This window comes from Paraburkholderia gardini, assembly GCF_907164545.1.
GTDB lineage: Bacteria > Pseudomonadota > Gammaproteobacteria > Burkholderiales > Burkholderiaceae > Paraburkholderia > Paraburkholderia gardini.
Map to the genome: position 1 here is coordinate 34,820 of NZ_CAJQZB010000029.1, position 16,461 is coordinate 51,280.

11 protein-coding genes and 1 tRNA gene are annotated in these 16,461 nt (G+C 62.6%); 8 read left to right on the plus strand and 4 right to left on the minus strand.

What is annotated here, in order from left to right; genetic code table 11:
* Positions 1-124 precede the first annotated feature (124 nt).
* The 3 genes from dprA (at position 125) to LPA37_RS19395 (ending at position 4,645) form a co-directional block, all read left to right on the plus strand.
* The gene (gene dprA, locus LPA37_RS19385) at positions 125-1,252 is read left to right on the plus strand and encodes a DNA-processing protein DprA (RefSeq protein WP_229013372.1); all 1,128 of its coding nucleotides are present in this window, start codon (positions 125-127) and stop codon (positions 1,250-1,252) included.
* Positions 1,253-1,310: 58 nt separating this feature from the next.
* Entirely contained in the window at positions 1,311-1,688 is a 378-nt protein-coding gene (locus tag LPA37_RS19390) for a thioredoxin family protein (protein ID WP_229013373.1), read from the plus strand.
* Positions 1,689-1,969: 281 nt separating this feature from the next.
* On the plus strand, positions 1,970-4,645 hold the full coding sequence (locus LPA37_RS19395; protein ID WP_229013374.1) for a DNA topoisomerase III: 2,676 nt from the start codon (positions 1,970-1,972) through the stop codon (positions 4,643-4,645).
* Positions 4,646-4,739: 94 nt separating this feature from the next.
* Here the strand turns inward: LPA37_RS19395 and LPA37_RS19400 are convergent, their stop codons facing one another.
* Positions 4,740-5,834, minus strand: a complete 1,095-nt coding sequence (locus LPA37_RS19400) for a LysR family transcriptional regulator (RefSeq protein ID WP_229013375.1) — start codon at positions 5,832-5,834, stop codon at positions 4,740-4,742.
* Between the two features lie 364 nt (positions 5,835-6,198).
* Positions 6,199-8,055 (minus strand): phosphoenolpyruvate carboxykinase (GTP), encoded by a 1,857-nt coding sequence (locus LPA37_RS19405; protein WP_229013376.1) that lies wholly within the window; start codon positions 8,053-8,055, stop codon positions 6,199-6,201.
* Between the two features lie 349 nt (positions 8,056-8,404).
* Between LPA37_RS19405 and LPA37_RS19410 the strand changes: the two genes are divergently transcribed.
* Positions 8,405-9,418 carry a D-2-hydroxyacid dehydrogenase family protein gene (locus LPA37_RS19410; RefSeq protein WP_228980034.1) on the plus strand — a complete coding sequence of 338 codons (1,014 nt, stop codon included), beginning with the start codon at positions 8,405-8,407 and terminating at the stop codon, positions 9,416-9,418.
* Positions 9,419-9,474: 56 nt separating this feature from the next.
* Here the strand turns inward: LPA37_RS19410 and LPA37_RS19415 are convergent, their stop codons facing one another.
* Both LPA37_RS19415 and LPA37_RS19420 read right to left on the minus strand, forming a co-directional pair.
* Positions 9,475-10,341: a patatin-like phospholipase family protein gene (locus LPA37_RS19415; RefSeq protein WP_228980031.1), complete on the minus strand. Its 867-nt coding sequence runs from the start codon at positions 10,339-10,341 to the stop codon at positions 9,475-9,477.
* Positions 10,342-10,384: 43 nt separating this feature from the next.
* A complete protein-coding gene (locus LPA37_RS19420) occupies positions 10,385-10,789 on the minus strand; it encodes a PaaI family thioesterase (protein ID WP_228980030.1) in 405 nt (134 codons plus the stop codon).
* A gap of 221 nt (positions 10,790-11,010) precedes the next feature.
* Between LPA37_RS19420 and LPA37_RS19425 the strand changes: the two genes are divergently transcribed.
* From LPA37_RS19425 to LPA37_RS19440, 4 genes are all read left to right on the plus strand, one after another.
* Positions 11,011-11,086: transfer RNA gene (locus LPA37_RS19425), tRNA-Lys, on the plus strand.
* A 387-nt stretch (positions 11,087-11,473) separates the two neighbouring features.
* Entirely contained in the window at positions 11,474-13,828 is a 2,355-nt protein-coding gene (locus LPA37_RS19430; RefSeq protein ID WP_229013377.1) for a tetratricopeptide repeat protein, read from the plus strand.
* Positions 13,829-13,889: 61 nt separating this feature from the next.
* Complete coding sequence (gene serC / locus LPA37_RS19435; protein ID WP_229013378.1) at positions 13,890-14,984, plus strand: 3-phosphoserine/phosphohydroxythreonine transaminase; 1,095 nt, start codon at positions 13,890-13,892, stop codon at positions 14,982-14,984.
* A 44-nt stretch (positions 14,985-15,028) separates the two neighbouring features.
* Positions 15,029-16,456: an ATP-grasp domain-containing protein gene (locus LPA37_RS19440; protein WP_229013379.1), complete on the plus strand. Its 1,428-nt coding sequence runs from the start codon at positions 15,029-15,031 to the stop codon at positions 16,454-16,456.
* Positions 16,457-16,461 lie beyond the last annotated feature (5 nt).

Below are 16,461 nucleotides of genomic sequence, written 5' to 3' on the forward strand. Positions count from 1 at the left end.
AACACAGGACTGGACGCACGACTGAAAGGCACGCGCGGGCGGGCGCGGCGCTGCTTTTGTTCCGGATGATGAAAATTTTAGCATGGCGACCGCCCGGCCGCTGCCCGTAAAGGACTGACACGCAATGCGCACCCTGCCGATGACCGATGCCGAACTCGCCGCGTGGCTGCGGCTTTCGCTGGCACGTGGACTCAAACCCGCCGTCCTGCGCACGCTTCTCGATGCTTTCGGGCTTCCCGAGGCGCTGTTTGGTCAACCGTTCGCAGCAATCGCAGCGGCAAGCAGTGAAGCGTCCGCGCGGGCCGTGCTCGCGCCGCCCGCGCCCGGTTTCGACGAACAGCTCGCCGCGGCCCTCGCATGGCGCGAAGCGCCCGGCAACCAGGTGCTGACGTTGGGCGATCCGGCTTATCCGTCGTCGCTGCTGACCATGCCCGATCCGCCACCGCTGCTATATATAAAGGGGAAACTCGAACTGCTCCACGCGCGAAGCGTCGCCGTGGTCGGCAGCCGTAGCGCGACGCCGCAGGGCGTCGAAGATGCAGGCAGGTTTGCACGGGCGCTGTCGGACGCGGGCCTCGCCGTCGTATCCGGGCTCGCGCTGGGGATCGACGCGGCCGCGCATCGCAGCGCGCTCGCCGGACCCGGCAGCACCGTCGCGGTCATTGGAACGGGAGCGGATGTGGTGTACCCATCGGCGAATCATCAGCTTGCGCACCAGATCGCCGCGGCGGGCGTCATCGTGTCGGAATGGCCGCTCGGCACGCCGGCGCGCTCCGCCCATTTTCCCCAGCGCAACCGGCTGATCGCGGGGCTGTCGAGCGGCGTGCTCATCGTCGAGGCGGCAATGCGCTCCGGGTCGCTGATCACTGCCCGGCTCGCGAACGAAATGGGACGCGATGTGTTCGCGATCCCCGGCTCGATTCACGCACCGCTTTCGCGCGGCTGCCACCGGATGATCAAGCAGGGCGCAAAACTGGTCGAGACGCCGGAGGACGTGCTCGAAGAACTCGGGTTCGCGATTTCCACGGGCGCGCCGTCGCTTCGGGCGCCTTCGGGCATCCCGGCTTCGCTCGCGCCAGAAGCCCGTCAACTGCTCGAGGCGCTCGGTCATTCGCCGGCCACGCTTGAAATCCTCGCCACGCGTACCGAAATGGGCGAGGCGAGGTTGCAGGCCGCGCTCCTGCAGCTGGAACTGGCAGGCCACCTGAACGTGTTACCGGGCGGCCGCTTCGTTCGGGCCAGCCACAGCTGACGGCGCGCCATGCTACATTCGCGCCAAAGCATCTGACATAAATACGCAAGGAATCGCCATGCCCGCGCTGAATCTCGACACCGATCAGGACCGGATCGCCGAGCGTATCAACGACCGCGACACGTTGTTCGTTGCGTGTCTGTGCGCGCAGTGGTGCGGAACGTGCCGCGAGTATCGTGACGCGTTCGACCGGCTGGCAGATCGCCATCCCGACATCTGTTTTGCGTGGATCGATATCGAGACGCACGCGGACCGCTTCGACGATCTGGACGTGGAAAATTTCCCGACGATCCTGATCGAAGACGCCAGCACGACACGCTTTTTCGGCACCGTGCTTCCACAGGCGGGCATCGTCGAACGCATGCTGGCCGAGTCCACCGCGCTGGCGGGTGTCACGGGCGCACCTAAACTGCGACCAGCGCTGGCTGTTGCCTGAAAACGTCGCCGGGAGGCCAGCCCGATGCGCGATTGAGCCGCGCGAAAACACATTGCGGCAGGTCGCCAGAAGGCTGAAGAAGGCCGCATCAAGCGCCGAAACGCGCAGCCAGCAAGGCTTTCAGGGCGCCCCCAGGCGTGGGAGCCGCGCTTGCCGGACTGGCGGGCGCTCAATGATGAAGAGCCGCTTTTTGAAGCACAGGAATTGCCGTTTCAGCGGCGTGTGCTATAAAGCGGTCGTTAAAGGGCCATAAACCCGATCCACATACTCACATCCCAGTCATGTCCAAAGCACTGATCATCGCCGAAAAGCCTTCCGTCGCGAACGACATCGCGCGCGCTTTGGGCGGCTTTACCAAGCATGACGAATACTTCGAAAGCGATGACTATGTCCTGTCGTCGGCGGTCGGGCATTTGCTCGAGATCGCGGCGCCCGAGGAATACGAAGTCAAGCGCGGAAAATGGAGCTTCGCCAATCTGCCGGTCATCCCGCCGCATTTCGACCTGAATCCGATCGCAAAAAGCGAATCGCGGTTGAAGGTGCTGACGAAGCTGCTCAAGCGCAAGGACATCGACCGTCTGGTGAATGCCTGCGACGCGGGGCGCGAAGGCGAGCTGATTTTCCGTCTGATCGCGCAGCACGCGAAGGCGAAGCAACCCGTGCAGCGTCTCTGGCTGCAATCGATGACGCCGGCCGCGATCCGCGACGGCTTCGCCCGTCTGCGTAGCGACGAGGAAATGCAGCCGCTCGCCGATGCGGCACGCTGCCGTTCGGAAGCCGACTGGCTCGTGGGTATCAACGGCACGCGGGCGATGACCGCGTTCAACAGCAAGGGTGGCGGCTTCTTCCTGACCACCGTCGGGCGTGTGCAGACGCCGACGCTGTCGATCGTCGTCGAGCGGGAAGAGAAGATTCGCCGCTTTGTGCCGCGTGACTATTGGGAAGTGAAGGCCGAGTTCGTCTGTTCGGCGGGCTTCTATGAAGGCCGCTGGTACGACCCGAAATTCAAGCGAGACGAGTTCGATCCGGAAAAGCGCGATTCGCGCCTCTGGAGCGTGCCAGCTGCCGAAACGATCGTCGCGGCCTGCCGCGGCCAGATCGGCACGGTGACAGAAGAATCGAAGCCGTCGACGCAGCTCTCGCCCGCGCTCTTCGACCTGACGAGCCTTCAGCGTGAAGCCAACGGCCGCTTCGGCTTTTCGGCCAAGAACACGCTCGGTCTCGCCCAGGCGCTGTACGAAAGGCACAAGGTGCTGACCTATCCGCGTACCGATGCGCGCGCGCTGCCGGAAGACTATATCGAGACCGTGAAGAGCACGCTCGACATGCTGAAGGAGAGCAACAACTATCTGCCGTTCGCGAAGCAGGTGCTCGATAAGGGCTGGGTGAAGCCGAACAAGCGCATCTTCGACAATTCGAAGATCAGCGATCACTTCGCAATCATCCCGACGCTGCAGGCGCCGAAAGCGCTGTCCGAGCCGGAGCAGAAGCTGTACGACCTCGTCGTGAAGCGCTTCCTCGCGGTGTTCTTCCCGGCTGCCGAGTTCAAGGTAACGACGCGCATCACGGAAGTCGTCGGTCATCACTTCAAGACCGAAGGCAAGGTGCTGGTCGAGCCCGGCTGGCTGCAGATCTACGGCCGCGAAATCGGCGGTGAAGACGCGAACCTCGTGCCCGTGCAGAAGGACGAGAACGTCAAGACCGACAAGGTCGCGGCCCATCAGCTCGTGACCAAACCGCCTGCACGCTACAACGAAGCCACCTTGCTTTCGGCGATGGAAGGCGCGGGCAAGCTCGTCGAGGACGACGAGCTGCGCGAGGCGATGGCCGCCAAGGGGCTCGGCACGCCGGCCACGCGCGCCGCCATCATCGAAGGTCTGCTGGGCGAAAAGTATCTGATTCGCGAAGGCCGTGATCTGATTCCGACCGCCAAGGCGTTCCAGCTGACCACGCTGCTGCGCGGCCTGGGTGTCGAGGAACTGACCGCGCCGGAACTCACCGGCGAGTGGGAGCACAAGCTCGCGCAGATGGAGCGCGGCCACCTGAAGCGCGACGAGTTCATGCAGGAAATCGCGCGCATGACGCAGCAAATCGTCAAGCGCGCGAAGGAATATGACTCGGACACGATTCCGGGCGACTACGCCACGCTTGAGACGCCGTGTCCGAATTGCGGCGGCCAGGTCAAGGAAAACTACCGGCGCTTTGCGTGTACGAAATGCGAGTTCTCGATTTCCAAGATTCCGGGCGGCCGTCAGTTCGAGATTCCGGAAGTCGAGGAACTGCTGCAGAACAAGACAATCGGCCCGCTCTCGGGCTTTCGCAGCAAGATGGGACGCCCGTTCTCGGCCATCCTCAAGCTCTCGTTCGACGACGAAACGAAGAACTACAAGCTCGAATTCGACTTCGGCCAGGATTCGGGCGGCGAAGACGGCGAACCGCCTGATTTCTCCGCGCAGGAACCGGTCGGCGCCTGCCCGAAGTGCAAGGCGCGTGTGTTCGAACACGGCATGAGCTTCGTCTGCGAGAACTCGGTGGCGAATCCGAAAACCTGCGATTTCCGTTCGGGCAAGGTGATCCTTCAACAGGAAATCAGCCGCGAACAGATGTCGAAGCTGCTCGAAGAAGGGCGCACCGATCTGCTGACGAACTTCAAGTCGTCGCGTACCGGTCGCAACTTCAAGGCGTTCCTCGTGAAGCAGAGCGACGGCAAGATCGGCTTCGAGTTCGAGAAGAAAGAACCTTCAGCGAAAACCGCCGCGAAGACGGCGGCCAAAAAGGCAGCCGGCGCCAGCGACGACGCGCAGGCCGAAACGCAGGAAGCAGGCGTCACAGCCAGGGCTGCACCGGCACGGAAAACGGCGGCCAGAACGCCCGCGAAAAAAGCCGCGGCAACCAAAACCGCGGCCGCCAAAAAAGCGCCCGCGAAAAAGGCTGTCGCGCGCAAGACCGGCTCGTAGGCAATGCAGCGCACGCCGGCTTTGCACGGCGGCGCGCGGCAATAAAAAAGCGCAGCCATCAGGCTGCGCTTTTTTTCGTCTACGCCCGCGTGACTTAAAGCGGGGATAACGCCGTCGGTCGCGTCCGCGAACTGGACTTGACCGGCTTGACCGCGGGCACTTCGCTGTCCAGCAGGCTGGACAGCGGCTCAGCGCCGTCGAACGCCTCGGGTGGCATGCGATCCGAGGCAGGCGCCATCGCTGCCGCGGACGGGCGCATCAGGCCGTCCTTGATCCATTGCTCGCCCAGCTGGCTGTTCGCCGTCTGGTTGAAGTGCTCGACCAGGTGATCGATGAACGTGCGTACCTTCGCCGGCAGATGTCGACGGCTCGGGTACGCGATGTTGATCTCGACCTGCGGCAAACGGTAATCGCCCATGAGGCGCACCAGCTTGCCGCGCGTCGTATCGCGGCCAATCAGATAGCTTGGCAGGATCGCGATGCCCATGCCGAGCATCGCGAACTGACGCAGCATCTCCGTGTTGTTCGCGACGATCACGTTCGTCGGACGCACGCGCACTTCACCGTCCGGCCCCGTGAAGACACGCTCGTCGCCCCAGTATTCGGACGGCAGGCTCAGGCACGGGTGTTCGGCCAGATGTTCGGGACGCGTCGGCGTGCCGTGCTTTTCCAGATACGCCGGCGTCGCGCATACGGTCATGCAGCCGGTGGTCAGGCGCCGCGTGACGATGCTCGCGCTGCGCATATGCCGCGCGATCACGACACCCACATCGAACCCTTCTTCGACGAGATCGACCTGCCGGTCGACCAGCGTGACGTCCGGGATGACTTTCGGATAGCGCTCGGCGTACGTCTGCAGCACCGGCGCGAGATTGTGCAGCCCGAACACCACGGGCGCGACGATGCGCAGCGTGCCGACGGGTTCATGATTGCGCGCCACCACCATCTGTTCGACGTCTTCCAGCTCGTCGAGAATCTGGCGCGCGCGTTCGAGATAAACCTGACCGGATTCGGTCAGCGAGAGACTACGGGTTGTCCGGTTGAGAAGCCGTGTGCCAAGCCGGCCTTCGAGGTCGGCTACATGTCGGGTCGCGACAGCGTTCGAGATATCCATCGCGCCAGCTGCGCGGGCAAAGCTACCGAGATCCGCCACCTTGACGAAAACTCGCATCGACTGCAAATGATCCATAAGACAACTCCTGCGTGTTACAGCTTTTTTCTTCCCGGGGAGGCGAAGCGAACTGCGAATGGCGAATTCTCCTCCGACTCCTGAAATCCTGCAGAAGTTGCCTGGAAACATAGCGATTACATAAAAATTTATGCGATTGTGCCCTTTTGTGTGAGATGCCTCTCTCGATTGTTCCCCAGTCAGAAACAATGAGAGGAAGCCGCCGTTGAAGCAATCATTGCGCAAAATGCCGAAAGGCTATGCGCAACCGTCGAAAGTGCCTCGAAAGCGGCAAGAATTTGCCATATGCAGGACATGAAAAAGCCGCCCGTAGGCGGCTTGAGCGGTTTGCAACAGCGAAGCGGGTGCTCACATTGTCATGCTGTCATGCGGTGAGCCGTTCGCGCAATGCCGTTCGCGTTTCCTGCAATGCCGGCGGCAGGCCGCGCTCCAGCGTATCGAACAGCTGGGCGTGCAGGTCGAGCTCCTCGCGCCAGGCTGCATCGTCGACTGAAATCACCTCGTCGTACTGCTCGCGCGTGAAATCCAGGCCGCTCCAGTCGATGTCGTCGTATGACGGCGAGATGCCGAACGCATGTTCCGCGCCGTTCGCGTTGCCTTCGATGCGACCGACCATCCAGCGCAGCACGCGCATGTTCTCGCCGAAACCTGGCCACGCGAACTTGCCGTCGGCGCCCTTGCGGAACCAGTTTACGCAGAAGATTTTCGGCATCTGCACGTTCAGGCGCGCGAGGCGCTCGCCGGTCCGCAGCCAGTGGCCGAAGTAATCGCTCATGTTGTAGCCGCAAAACGGCAGCATCGCGAACGGGTCGCGGCGCACCACGCCTTGCCGACCGGCCGCGGCAGCCGTCGTCTCGGAGCCCATCGTCGCAGCCATGTAGACGCCCTCGACCCAGTTGCGCGCCTCGGTGACGAGCGGCACGGTCGTCGAGCGGCGGCCGCCGAAAATGAACGCGTCGATCGCTACGCCGGTCGGGTTCTCCCACTCGGCGTCGATCGAAGGACATTGCGACGCCGGCGCCGTGAAGCGCGCGTTCGGATGCGCAGCCTTGCGGCCGGTTTCCTTCGCGATCGCGGGCGTCCAGTCGTTGCCCTGCCAGTCGATCACGTGTGCGGGCGGCTCGTCGGTCATGCCTTCCCACCAGACGTCGCCGTCGTCCGTCAGCGCGACGTTCGTGAAGATGACGTTTTCCTTCAGCGTCGCCATCGCGTTGAAGTTGGTCTTTTCGCTCGTGCCGGGCGCGACGCCGAAGTAGCCTGCTTCCGGATTGATCGCGTAGAGGCGTCCATCGTTGCCCGGCTTGATCCAGGCGATATCGTCGCCGATCGTGGAGATGCGCCAGCCGTTCATGCCTTCCGGCGGAATCAGCATCGCGAAATTGGTCTTGCCGCAGGCCGACGGAAACGCCGCCGCGACGTGATACTTGCGCCCTTCCGGCGACGTCACGCCGAGAATCAGCATGTGTTCCGCGAGCCAGCCTTCGTCGCGGCCCATCGTCGACGCGATCCGCAGCGCGAAGCATTTCTTGCCCAGCAGCGCGTTGCCGCCATAGCCCGAGCCGTAGCTCCAGATTTCTCGCGATTCGGGGAAATGGACAATGTATTTGGTGTCGTTGCACGGCCACGGCACGTCTTTCGCACCCGCGGCGAGCGGCGCGCCGACCGAATGCACGCACGGCACGAAGTTGCCATCCTCGCCGAGCACGTCGTACACCTGGCGGCCCATGCGCGTCATGATGCGCATGTTCGTCACCACGTACGGGCTATCGCTGAGTTCGATGCCGATGTGCGCGATCGGCGAGCCGAGCGGCCCCATCGAAAACGGCACGACGTACATCGTGCGGCCGCGCATCGCTCCGTCGAAAAGACCATCGAGCGTCGAGCGCATTTCGGCCGGTTCGGTCCAGTTATTGGTCGGGCCGGCGTTCTCTTTGCGCTGCGAGCAGATGAACGTGCGATCCTCGACGCGCGCCACATCGGACGGGTCGGAGCACGCGAGATACGCGTTGGGGCGCTTCGCCGGATTCAGTTTCCTGAGCGTGCCGGCCGCGACCATCTGCGCGCACAACCGGTCATACTCTTCCTGCGAACCGTCACACCAGACGACGCGTTCCGGCTTCGTCAACGCGGCGACGCGCTGAACCCAGTCGATCAGTTTCCGGTGTCTGATCCAGGCCGGTGCCTCTACGGCGGCCTGACCGTTGAATGCGGGATGATTCATCGAGCTGTCTCCGTTCTGTTATTGAAAGAAAAACGGTAACCAGCCCAGCAACGCTGCTGCGAGAGGCGTCCAATCCTGCTTCGCCGATGTTCCGGCCCGCCTGATTGGGCATGACGTCGTGGGCCTGCCAGCCTGTTGTTCGAAACCGTCTGTAAAGCGGCTTGCATCGATTGGCAACAAACTGTTAAAAACAGGGGTGAATTCTGCCTGCCTGACACGGTGTCGATATTCCGGCCCCGTTCGACAGGGCTTCAATCCGCAGTACCAGCATGTGTGCGAATCACATGTTGGGACATTCAGCTTATCACTCCGTTCCGCGCCGATTAAGTGCGCCGCAAAACACAACACCATGAAGATTGCCATCCTCGACGATTACCAGGACGCCGTTCGCAAGCTCAATTGCTTCCAGTTGCTGGCCGACCATGAAGTCAAGGTTTTCAACAACACTGTCCGTGGACTGGGCCAGCTTGCAAGCCGCCTGTCCGAAGTCGATGCGCTGGTTCTGATTCGCGAACGTACGCGTATCACCTCGCAACTCCTCGATAAATTGCCGCATCTTCGCATGATCAGCCAGACGGGCAAGGCATCGAGCCACATCGACATGGCCGCATGTACCGAGCGCGGCATCGCCGTGCTGGAAGGCAGCGGTTCGCCGATCGCGCCCGCAGAACTGACGTGGGCACTCATCATGGCCGCCCAGCGGCGCATTCCGCAATACGTGGCAAACCTTAAGCAAGGAGCCTGGCAGCAGTCGGGTTTGAAGACGTCGGCGCTGCCGCCGAACTTTGGGCTCGGCACTGTTTTGCGCGGCCAGACACTCGGGATCTGGGGCTACGGCAAGATTGGTCGCCTGCTTGCGGGCTACGGCAAGGCATTCGGCATGAACGTGCTGATCTGGGGGCGTGAACACTCGCGCGAAGCGGCGAAGGAAGACGGCTACAACATCGCCGAAAGCCGCGAGGCGCTGTTCGAGCAGAGCGACGTGCTGTCGCTGCATCTGCGTCTGCACGACGACACGCGCGGCATCGTCAGGCAGGAAGACCTGATGCGCATGAAACCGACCGCGCTCTTCGTGAACACGAGCCGGGCCGAACTGCTGGAAGATAACGCGCTGATGGGCGCGCTCTCGCACAACCGGCCGGGCATGGTCGCGATCGACGTGTACGAGAGCGAGCCGATCCTGCAGGGCTACAGCCTGCTGCGGATGGAAAACGTGATCTGCACGCCGCACATCGGTTATGTCGAACGGGATAGCTACGAGCTGTACTTCAGCGCGGCGTTCAAAAACATCCTCGCATTCGACGAAGGCGATACGTCGAGTGTCGCGAATCCCGAAGCGCTGCAGGGCGGACGGCGCCGGTAAGCCGGCCTCCTCGCGCTTTTGTGCGCGGTGCGAGGTCTGTATGGGCGCGTCGCGGTTCAGTCGTGAGCGGCGGCGTCCAGCAGTTCGGGCATGCGCTGCAGGAACTGCTCGCCGTCGACGCGGCCGAGGTTATACGCGTGCTGCATCTGTGACGGGCTGGTGTAATCCCAGCTCGAAATCGGCACCTTGCGCGACGGCTGCACATACAGACGCTGCTGCGTGCCGTGCGGCACGACGAACATCTGTGGACGCGGATAGAGCCGCGTGACCATCACGAGCACCATGCCGGGCGTTTCGTCGAGGGCGCCGACCGGCACGTTGTCGACCATTCCGCCGTCCAGCACGGGGCGGCCGTTGCGTCGCAAAACTGGGGTGAACGGCGGCGTACTTGACGATTGCAGGATCAGGTCGGCGAGATCCTCGACCGTCGCGCAATCCTGCGCGCGCACGAATTCCGGATGGAAGCCGAGCGTCTGACCGAGCGTCGGATGCAGCGTCTTGCGGACGTATTTTTCGATGTTGTACGCGATCAGCCCGGCTGCCACGGCGCTACGCGCGCCCAGCCAGCGTGGCAGATGCGACACACCAATGCGGATTTCCGGCGCCTTCGCGAGCGCCGCGAAACGGTCGCCATAAATATCGAGCAGCGCCTGACGGTAGATCCGGTAATGCGGGAACACAGATTGCCCACGCAGCAGGTTGCCCCAGTACGCGTTTTTCGTGTTTTCGCGCAGCGCGTGCTCGTAGTAGCGCATCACCCAGCTGGATTCGTTCGTATAGAGCATGCACGCCGTGGCCGCGCCCGCCGAAATACCGGAGATGACGCGCGGTTTGATGTGCAGTTCGGGCTGGACGACGTCCCAGAAACCCGCCTGCCACCAGCAGCGATTGCCGCCGCCGGCGAATACGACCTGATCGAACATCGTGACTGATTCCCCCGGTGCGACGTGATGAGCGCGGGCCGATTCAGTCGAGCAGCGCGTAGGTGGTGGTGGCGTGGACGGCCAGCCGTCCGTCTTCATCGAGCAGTTCGACTTCACCGAACACGAGATTGCGGCCGAGACGCAGCACGCGCGCAATGACAAGTACGTCGCCCTTGCGAACGGCCTTCATGAAGCTGATGTTGAGCGAGACGGTGGTCATCGGTTTGAAGGCGCCAAGCGCGGCCGAAATGGCGACGATCATCGCGGTATCGGCAGCGGCCATGAAGACCTGGCCGCAGATCACGCCGCCCGAATGCCGCAACTCGCCGGAGAACGGGAGACGCAGCGTGGCGCTCTCTTCGTCGACCTTGACGGGCGTCAGCGCGAGCGAGCGCACCCACGGCGCGAGTACGCGGTCTAGCAGTTCGCGGATTGCGTTGTCGTCCATCGTGTGCCCCCGGTTCGAGTCGCGCTGGCAAGCGCGGCGTGTTCGTGTTGTCGCGACATCATACCGGGCGTGGTGAGAGTCAGTGTTCTGGAGCGGGTGCGCGGATTCAACGCGCCTGGTCTCGATACGCTTGCAGGAGCCGTCCGATAGATTTTTTCAGGAAATCCGCGAAAGGGGCTAGGCAGGTAATCGAGATTCGTGCATAATTTGCAGTCTGTTTGGGGGCGTTAGCTCAGCTGGTAGAGCAGCGGACTCTTAATCCGTAGGTCGACAGTTCGAATCTGTCACGCCCCACCAAAGATATCAAGCACTTAGCCCGGTCATCGCGACTGGGCTTTTTGCTTTCTGGATTCCGCGCAGGCACTGTGCAGGTTTTTACCAGCTTTCCGCTTAAGCGCCTTGAGGCGTAACGACGGGTACGGGCTAAATAACCTTCTTCTGGGCCGCTGCCTGCCCAGCGCTTTCCTGCTCGTGCATTTCCATCACAGCAGTAAGCGACCATCGAAAAACCCACCACCGAAGCCCAGCCCCCCGCGCTCATCGCCCTTACATCCAACGGCTATCTGTAAGTAATTTACGGTAACGCCACGGTAAACGTCCAGAAAGGGGCGCTCGATATGCTGCTCGTTCAAGCGGACAGGGACATGCCCGTCGCTACTCCCTTCCGAACGAGACAAAACATCCATGCTGACCCATCAGCATCTGGCGTTGGCAAAAGAGCGACATCTTGCAGGCGACCTCGCGGGCGCACGCAACCTCTATGAAACTGTCCTCGCCGAGCATCCCGCCGAAGCCGACGTCATGTTCCGTCTTGGCGTGCTCGCGCTGCAACGCGGCGCGTACGACGACGCACTCGCATGGCTCGACCGCGCGCTGTCCCACGCCCCGCAGGAAGCCCGCTACCATTTCGCCCGCGCGCAGGTACTGGCGACGCTGCAGCGTTTCAACGAAGCGGTCTCAACTTACCGCACGTTACTTGCGTCAGACGCCGCCTCCACGGATCTGTGGTTTGCGCTCGCCAGCACGCTTCAACTGAGTGGCGACACGCACGCGGCGGCAGCAGCCTTTGAATCGGTGGTCGCTCTCGATCCTGCCCACGTCGATGCGCTGAACAACCTGGGCAACTGTCAACGGCAACTCGGCGATACCGCACGGGCGGAGGCCAGCTACCGGCATGCCCTCACCGTGCAGCCCGACTACGTGAGCGCCCTGACGAACCTCGGCACGCTACTGCAGATGCGCCGCCAGATCGATGACGCAATCGCACTCCTGAACAAAGCGGTGCAGCTTATGCCGGACTCTCCGGCAAGCCTGCTCAATCTGAGTGTGGCGCTGCTCGAACAACGTCGGTTCGACGAAGCCGCAACCCTGCTTAAGCGCACGCTCGCACTCGACCCGCAATTTCCGGAAGCCGCCTACAACCTTGGCAACGCGCTGCACGCGCTTGGAAAGCGTCGCGAAGCGCAGGCGCAATACCGTTCCGCGATCGCGCTAGACCCACATCACGCGGATGCGTACAACAACCTCGGAAACGTGTGCAGGGACCTGGGCGAATTCGAGTCCGCGCTCGATGCGTTCGATGCGGCGCTGCGGGCGCGCCCTGCCTTCGTGGCGGCCTGCAACAACGCGGGCAACCTGATGCGCACATTGCACAGAACGGCCGATGCAGAGACGCTTTTCAGAGCCGCGTTGTCGATCGATCCAGATCATTCGGTGTCGCACAACAACCTCGGCAATGTTCTGAAAGACAGCGGCGCGCTCGACGAAGGCATCGTCCACTATCGCCGCGCGGTGCAGAGCGATCCCGACAACGTGGTCGCGCACAGCAACCTTGCCTACGCGTTGACGTTTCAGGCGGAAAACGGCGAGGCCGCGTTTGACGAATGCCGCCGCTGGTCAGCCCGTCACGAAGCGCCGCTGCGCACGACGCGTGAGCCGCATGCGAACGATCGCAACGCTCACCGTCGGCTGCGTATCGGTTACGTCTCGCCGGACTTTCGTGACCACTGCCAGTCTCTGTTCACGGCGCCGCTGCTTTCTCATCACGACCACGATCAGTTCGAGATCTACTGCTATGCGAGCGTCGAGCGGACCGACACGCTGACGCAACGAATCGCCGCTTACGCCGACGTATGGCGCGATGTTCACGGACTCGACGACAGCCGCCTCGCGCAACAGATCCGCGCGGACGGCATCGACATCCTCGTCGATCTGGCGATGCACATGGCCGACGGCAGGCCTTTGCTGTTCGCCCGCAAAGCCGCCCCGGTGCAGGTCGCATGGCTCGCGTATCCCGGCACGACGGGTCTGGACGCGATCGACTATCGCCTGACTGATCCACGCCTCGACCCGTCCTCCAACGACCATCTCTACAGCGAACGCTCGCTGCGCCTGCCGGACTCGTTCTGGTGCTACGACCCGTTGACGGATCAACCCGTCGTCAATGCACTGCCCGCGCTGACGGCCGGCCATCTGACGTTCGGCTGCCTGAACAACCCCTGCAAGCTGACCGACCGCACGCTCGGGATGTGGGCGGCGGTGCTGCGCGAGGTGCCACACGCGCAATTGCTGCTCATGGCGCCCGCCGGCAAGGCCCGCGAGAATCTTGCGGCACGCATGGAACGACAGGGCATCGACGTTCAGCGTGTCCGTTTCGTCCCGTTTCGCCCGCGCGCTGAATACCTGCGCACGTATCACGAGATCGACATCGGGCTCGACACGTTCCCCTACAACGGCCACACGACAAGTCTCGACTCGTTGTGGATGGGCGTGCCGGTGATTACGCGCGTCGGAGAGACCGCTGTCGGTCGCGCTGGCATGAGCCAGCTCTTTAATCTCGGCCTGAGCGAACTGGCGACGCATTCGGATGACGCGTTTGTCCGTCTTGCCGTCGAACTGGGCGCGAACCTGCCGCGTCTCGCTGGCTTGCGACAAACGCTACGTTCGCGCATGGAGCAATCGCCGCTGATGGACGGCGCGCGCTTCGCCGGCCACGTCGAGTCGGTTTACCGGCAAATCTGGCAATCGTGGTGTGCCTGAACGCCTGCGCCCTGGCAAACCTCCCGACACACGACACACACTGAATGCCGACTGACAAAACATGACACCGAATTCACTGAATTTTTCCGGCGGTCCCGGCGCGTTGCCGGAAGTCGTCCTCGCGCAAACACGGGAGGCAATCGCGTCACTCCCGGAGACCGGCCTGTCCGTGCTCGGAATGAGTCACCGGTCAGACTGGTTTAACACGATCCTGCACGAAGCCGAATCGAATCTTCGTCACCTGCTCGGCATCTCCGACGACTACGCGGTGACCTTTCTCCAGGGCGGCAGCAGTCTGCAGTTCGCGATGATCCCGATGAACTTCGCCGCAGCCGCCAGCGCGCCGCCCGAATACGTGAACGCCGGCTACTGGAGCGCGAAAGCAGCGGCCGAAGCTGCGCGCGTGTGCCCAACGACGATCGCATGGGACGGCCGTCCCGGCGGTTACCGGCAACTGCCCGATCTGCATAAGCTGGATGTGTCCCGTTCGTCCGCCTACCTGCATTACGTATCGAACGAAACAGTGGAAGGGCTGCAATTCCCTGTCTGCGAAGAAACGCTCGACGTGCCGCTCGTCGCGGACATGTCGTCGGATTTTCTGTCGAAGCCAATCCGGCCCGAGATGTTTTCGATGATCTACGCGCATGCGCAGAAGAATCTCGGTCCAGCCGGCGTCACGGTCGCGATCATCGACCGCTCGCAGCTCGAACGCATCCCGGACGGCCTGCCGTCGATTCTCGACTTTCGCACCCATATTTCGCATCGCTCGAACTACAACACGCCGCCGGTATTCGCGATCTACGTCCTGACGCTGGTTACGCGCTGGCTGCGCTTCGATATCGGTGGTTTGGGGGCCATGCAGGACATCAACGAAAGAAAGTCACGTTGCCTGTACGCGGCGCTGGATTCACTCGACGATTGCGTCACCATTCACGCAGACCGCCGCTGGCGCTCGCAGATGAACGTCGCCTTCACGTTCGGCGACAAGCGTCTTGACGACGCGTTTCTCGTCGCTGCGCGGGAGCGGGGCATGGTGGGACTGGAAGGGCACCGGTCGCTTGGCGGCCTGCGCGCCTCGCTATACAACGCCGTCACCCCTCAGGCCGTGGAGACGCTGGCTCAAGCCTTGACGGCGTTTTCCGACGAGCGCGTCTGAAGTAACGTTCACGCGAAACCCTGCACGATCTACTGAAGAACAACATGGCGAATTCCACGCAAGCAGGCGATGACAAAACGGAATCTCAGGACGACGTGTCCGGCGCGACCCGGCTCACGGGTCATGACAAGACCGGACAGACGATCGCGGACCTGACGCGTCTGCTGGATGCCGACCCGCTGAACGTCGGGTTACATCATTCGATGTCCGACGCGATGCGCGACGCCGGCAACGAGACCGGTTATCTCGCTCACGGAGTCGGCCTCGAAACCTTCGAGTTGATGAAGACGCTGCCGCAGCCCTGGGCGATTCCGCTCTTCAACGTCGCGACCGTCTTCTTCATGAACGGTGACCATGAATCCGCGAGGCGATGGTATGAAATCGCGCTGGACGTCGATCCGGATCTCGCGATCGCCCATCAGAATCTCGCTGCCGTCCATGACGCGACGGGGAACGCCACCGAAGCGCGAGTGCACCGCGCGCACGCCTACCGGCTGCAGCGGATCTATGTGGAGCCCGCCGACAACGCGCCACGCAAGGTGTTGATCCTGTGTACCGGCAACGCGGCAGGAAACGTACCGTTCGAGACGCTGCTTCCACCCGCCACGAGCTATCGCATCAAGTACGCGATCGACCATGCGAGCGACGCGGAAGATGATCAGTTGCCGCCGTTCGATCTGGTCTTCAACGCAGTCGGTGAGCCGGACATTGCGGAACCGCTCGCGCCACGTCTCGAACGCTTCGTGCAGCGATGCAATCGCCCGCTGCTCAACCCGCCAGCGGCAGTCGCGCGGACAAGACGGGACAGGCTGCCCAGGCTCCTTGCAGATCTGGACGACGTGGTGGTCGCGCCATGCATCCTGCTGGAAACGATGCCCGGGTCAATCGACGCCCTCACACACCGGCTCGTCGACGACGGCATCGACTTTCCGGTTCTGACACGTCCGCTCGCGAAGCATGGCGGTGAGGGGCTGACGATGCACACGTCGATCGACGCACTGTGGTCCGCGCTGGCGACCGTCGACGCCCCGCATTACCTGACGGCATTCCACGACTTCCGCAGCGCGGACGGGTACTTTCGCAAGTACCGGACCGTGTTTGTCGACAGGGTGCCGTTCCCCTACCACCTCGCGATTTCATCGCACTGGATCGTGCATTACTTTTCCGCGGACATGATCACGGCGGACTGGAAAGTCGACGAGGAACGCCGCTTCCTGCAGGACAGCGGCGCGGTGCTGGGAGAACGGGCGATGAATGCGATCGCCGCAATCGGCAGGCGTCTCGATCTCGACTACGGCGGTATCGACTTTACGCTGCTGCCCGACGGCCGCGTGCTGGTGTTCGAAGGCAACGCGACCATGCTGGTTCATCGTGAGGCGAACAACGGTGTGCTCGCTCACAAGAACATGTTTGTCGAGCGGATTGTCGACGCTTTCGAACAGTTGCAGGCCCGGAGAACCTGCATCGGCTGAGCCGC

Bases quoted from the DNA above. Each gene is read 5' to 3' on its own strand.
- dprA (WP_229013372.1), top strand. From the start codon at position 125: ATGCGCACCCTGCCGATGACCGATGCCGAACTCGCCGCGTGGCTGCGG.
- LPA37_RS19390 (WP_229013373.1), top strand. From the start codon at position 1,311: ATGCCCGCGCTGAATCTCGACACCGATCAGGACCGGATCGCCGAGCGT.
- LPA37_RS19395 (WP_229013374.1), top strand. From the start codon at position 1,970: ATGTCCAAAGCACTGATCATCGCCGAAAAGCCTTCCGTCGCGAACGAC.
- LPA37_RS19400 (WP_229013375.1), bottom strand. From the start codon at position 5,834: ATGGATCATTTGCAGTCGATGCGAGTTTTCGTCAAGGTGGCGGATCTC.
- LPA37_RS19405 (WP_229013376.1), bottom strand. From the start codon at position 8,055: ATGAATCATCCCGCATTCAACGGTCAGGCCGCCGTAGAGGCACCGGCC.
- LPA37_RS19410 (WP_228980034.1), top strand. From the start codon at position 8,405: ATGAAGATTGCCATCCTCGACGATTACCAGGACGCCGTTCGCAAGCTC.
- LPA37_RS19415 (WP_228980031.1), bottom strand. From the start codon at position 10,341: ATGTTCGATCAGGTCGTATTCGCCGGCGGCGGCAATCGCTGCTGGTGG.
- LPA37_RS19420 (WP_228980030.1), bottom strand. From the start codon at position 10,789: ATGGACGACAACGCAATCCGCGAACTGCTAGACCGCGTACTCGCGCCG.
- LPA37_RS19430 (WP_229013377.1), top strand. From the start codon at position 11,474: ATGCTGACCCATCAGCATCTGGCGTTGGCAAAAGAGCGACATCTTGCA.
- serC (WP_229013378.1), top strand. From the start codon at position 13,890: ATGACACCGAATTCACTGAATTTTTCCGGCGGTCCCGGCGCGTTGCCG.
- LPA37_RS19440 (WP_229013379.1), top strand. From the start codon at position 15,029: ATGGCGAATTCCACGCAAGCAGGCGATGACAAAACGGAATCTCAGGAC.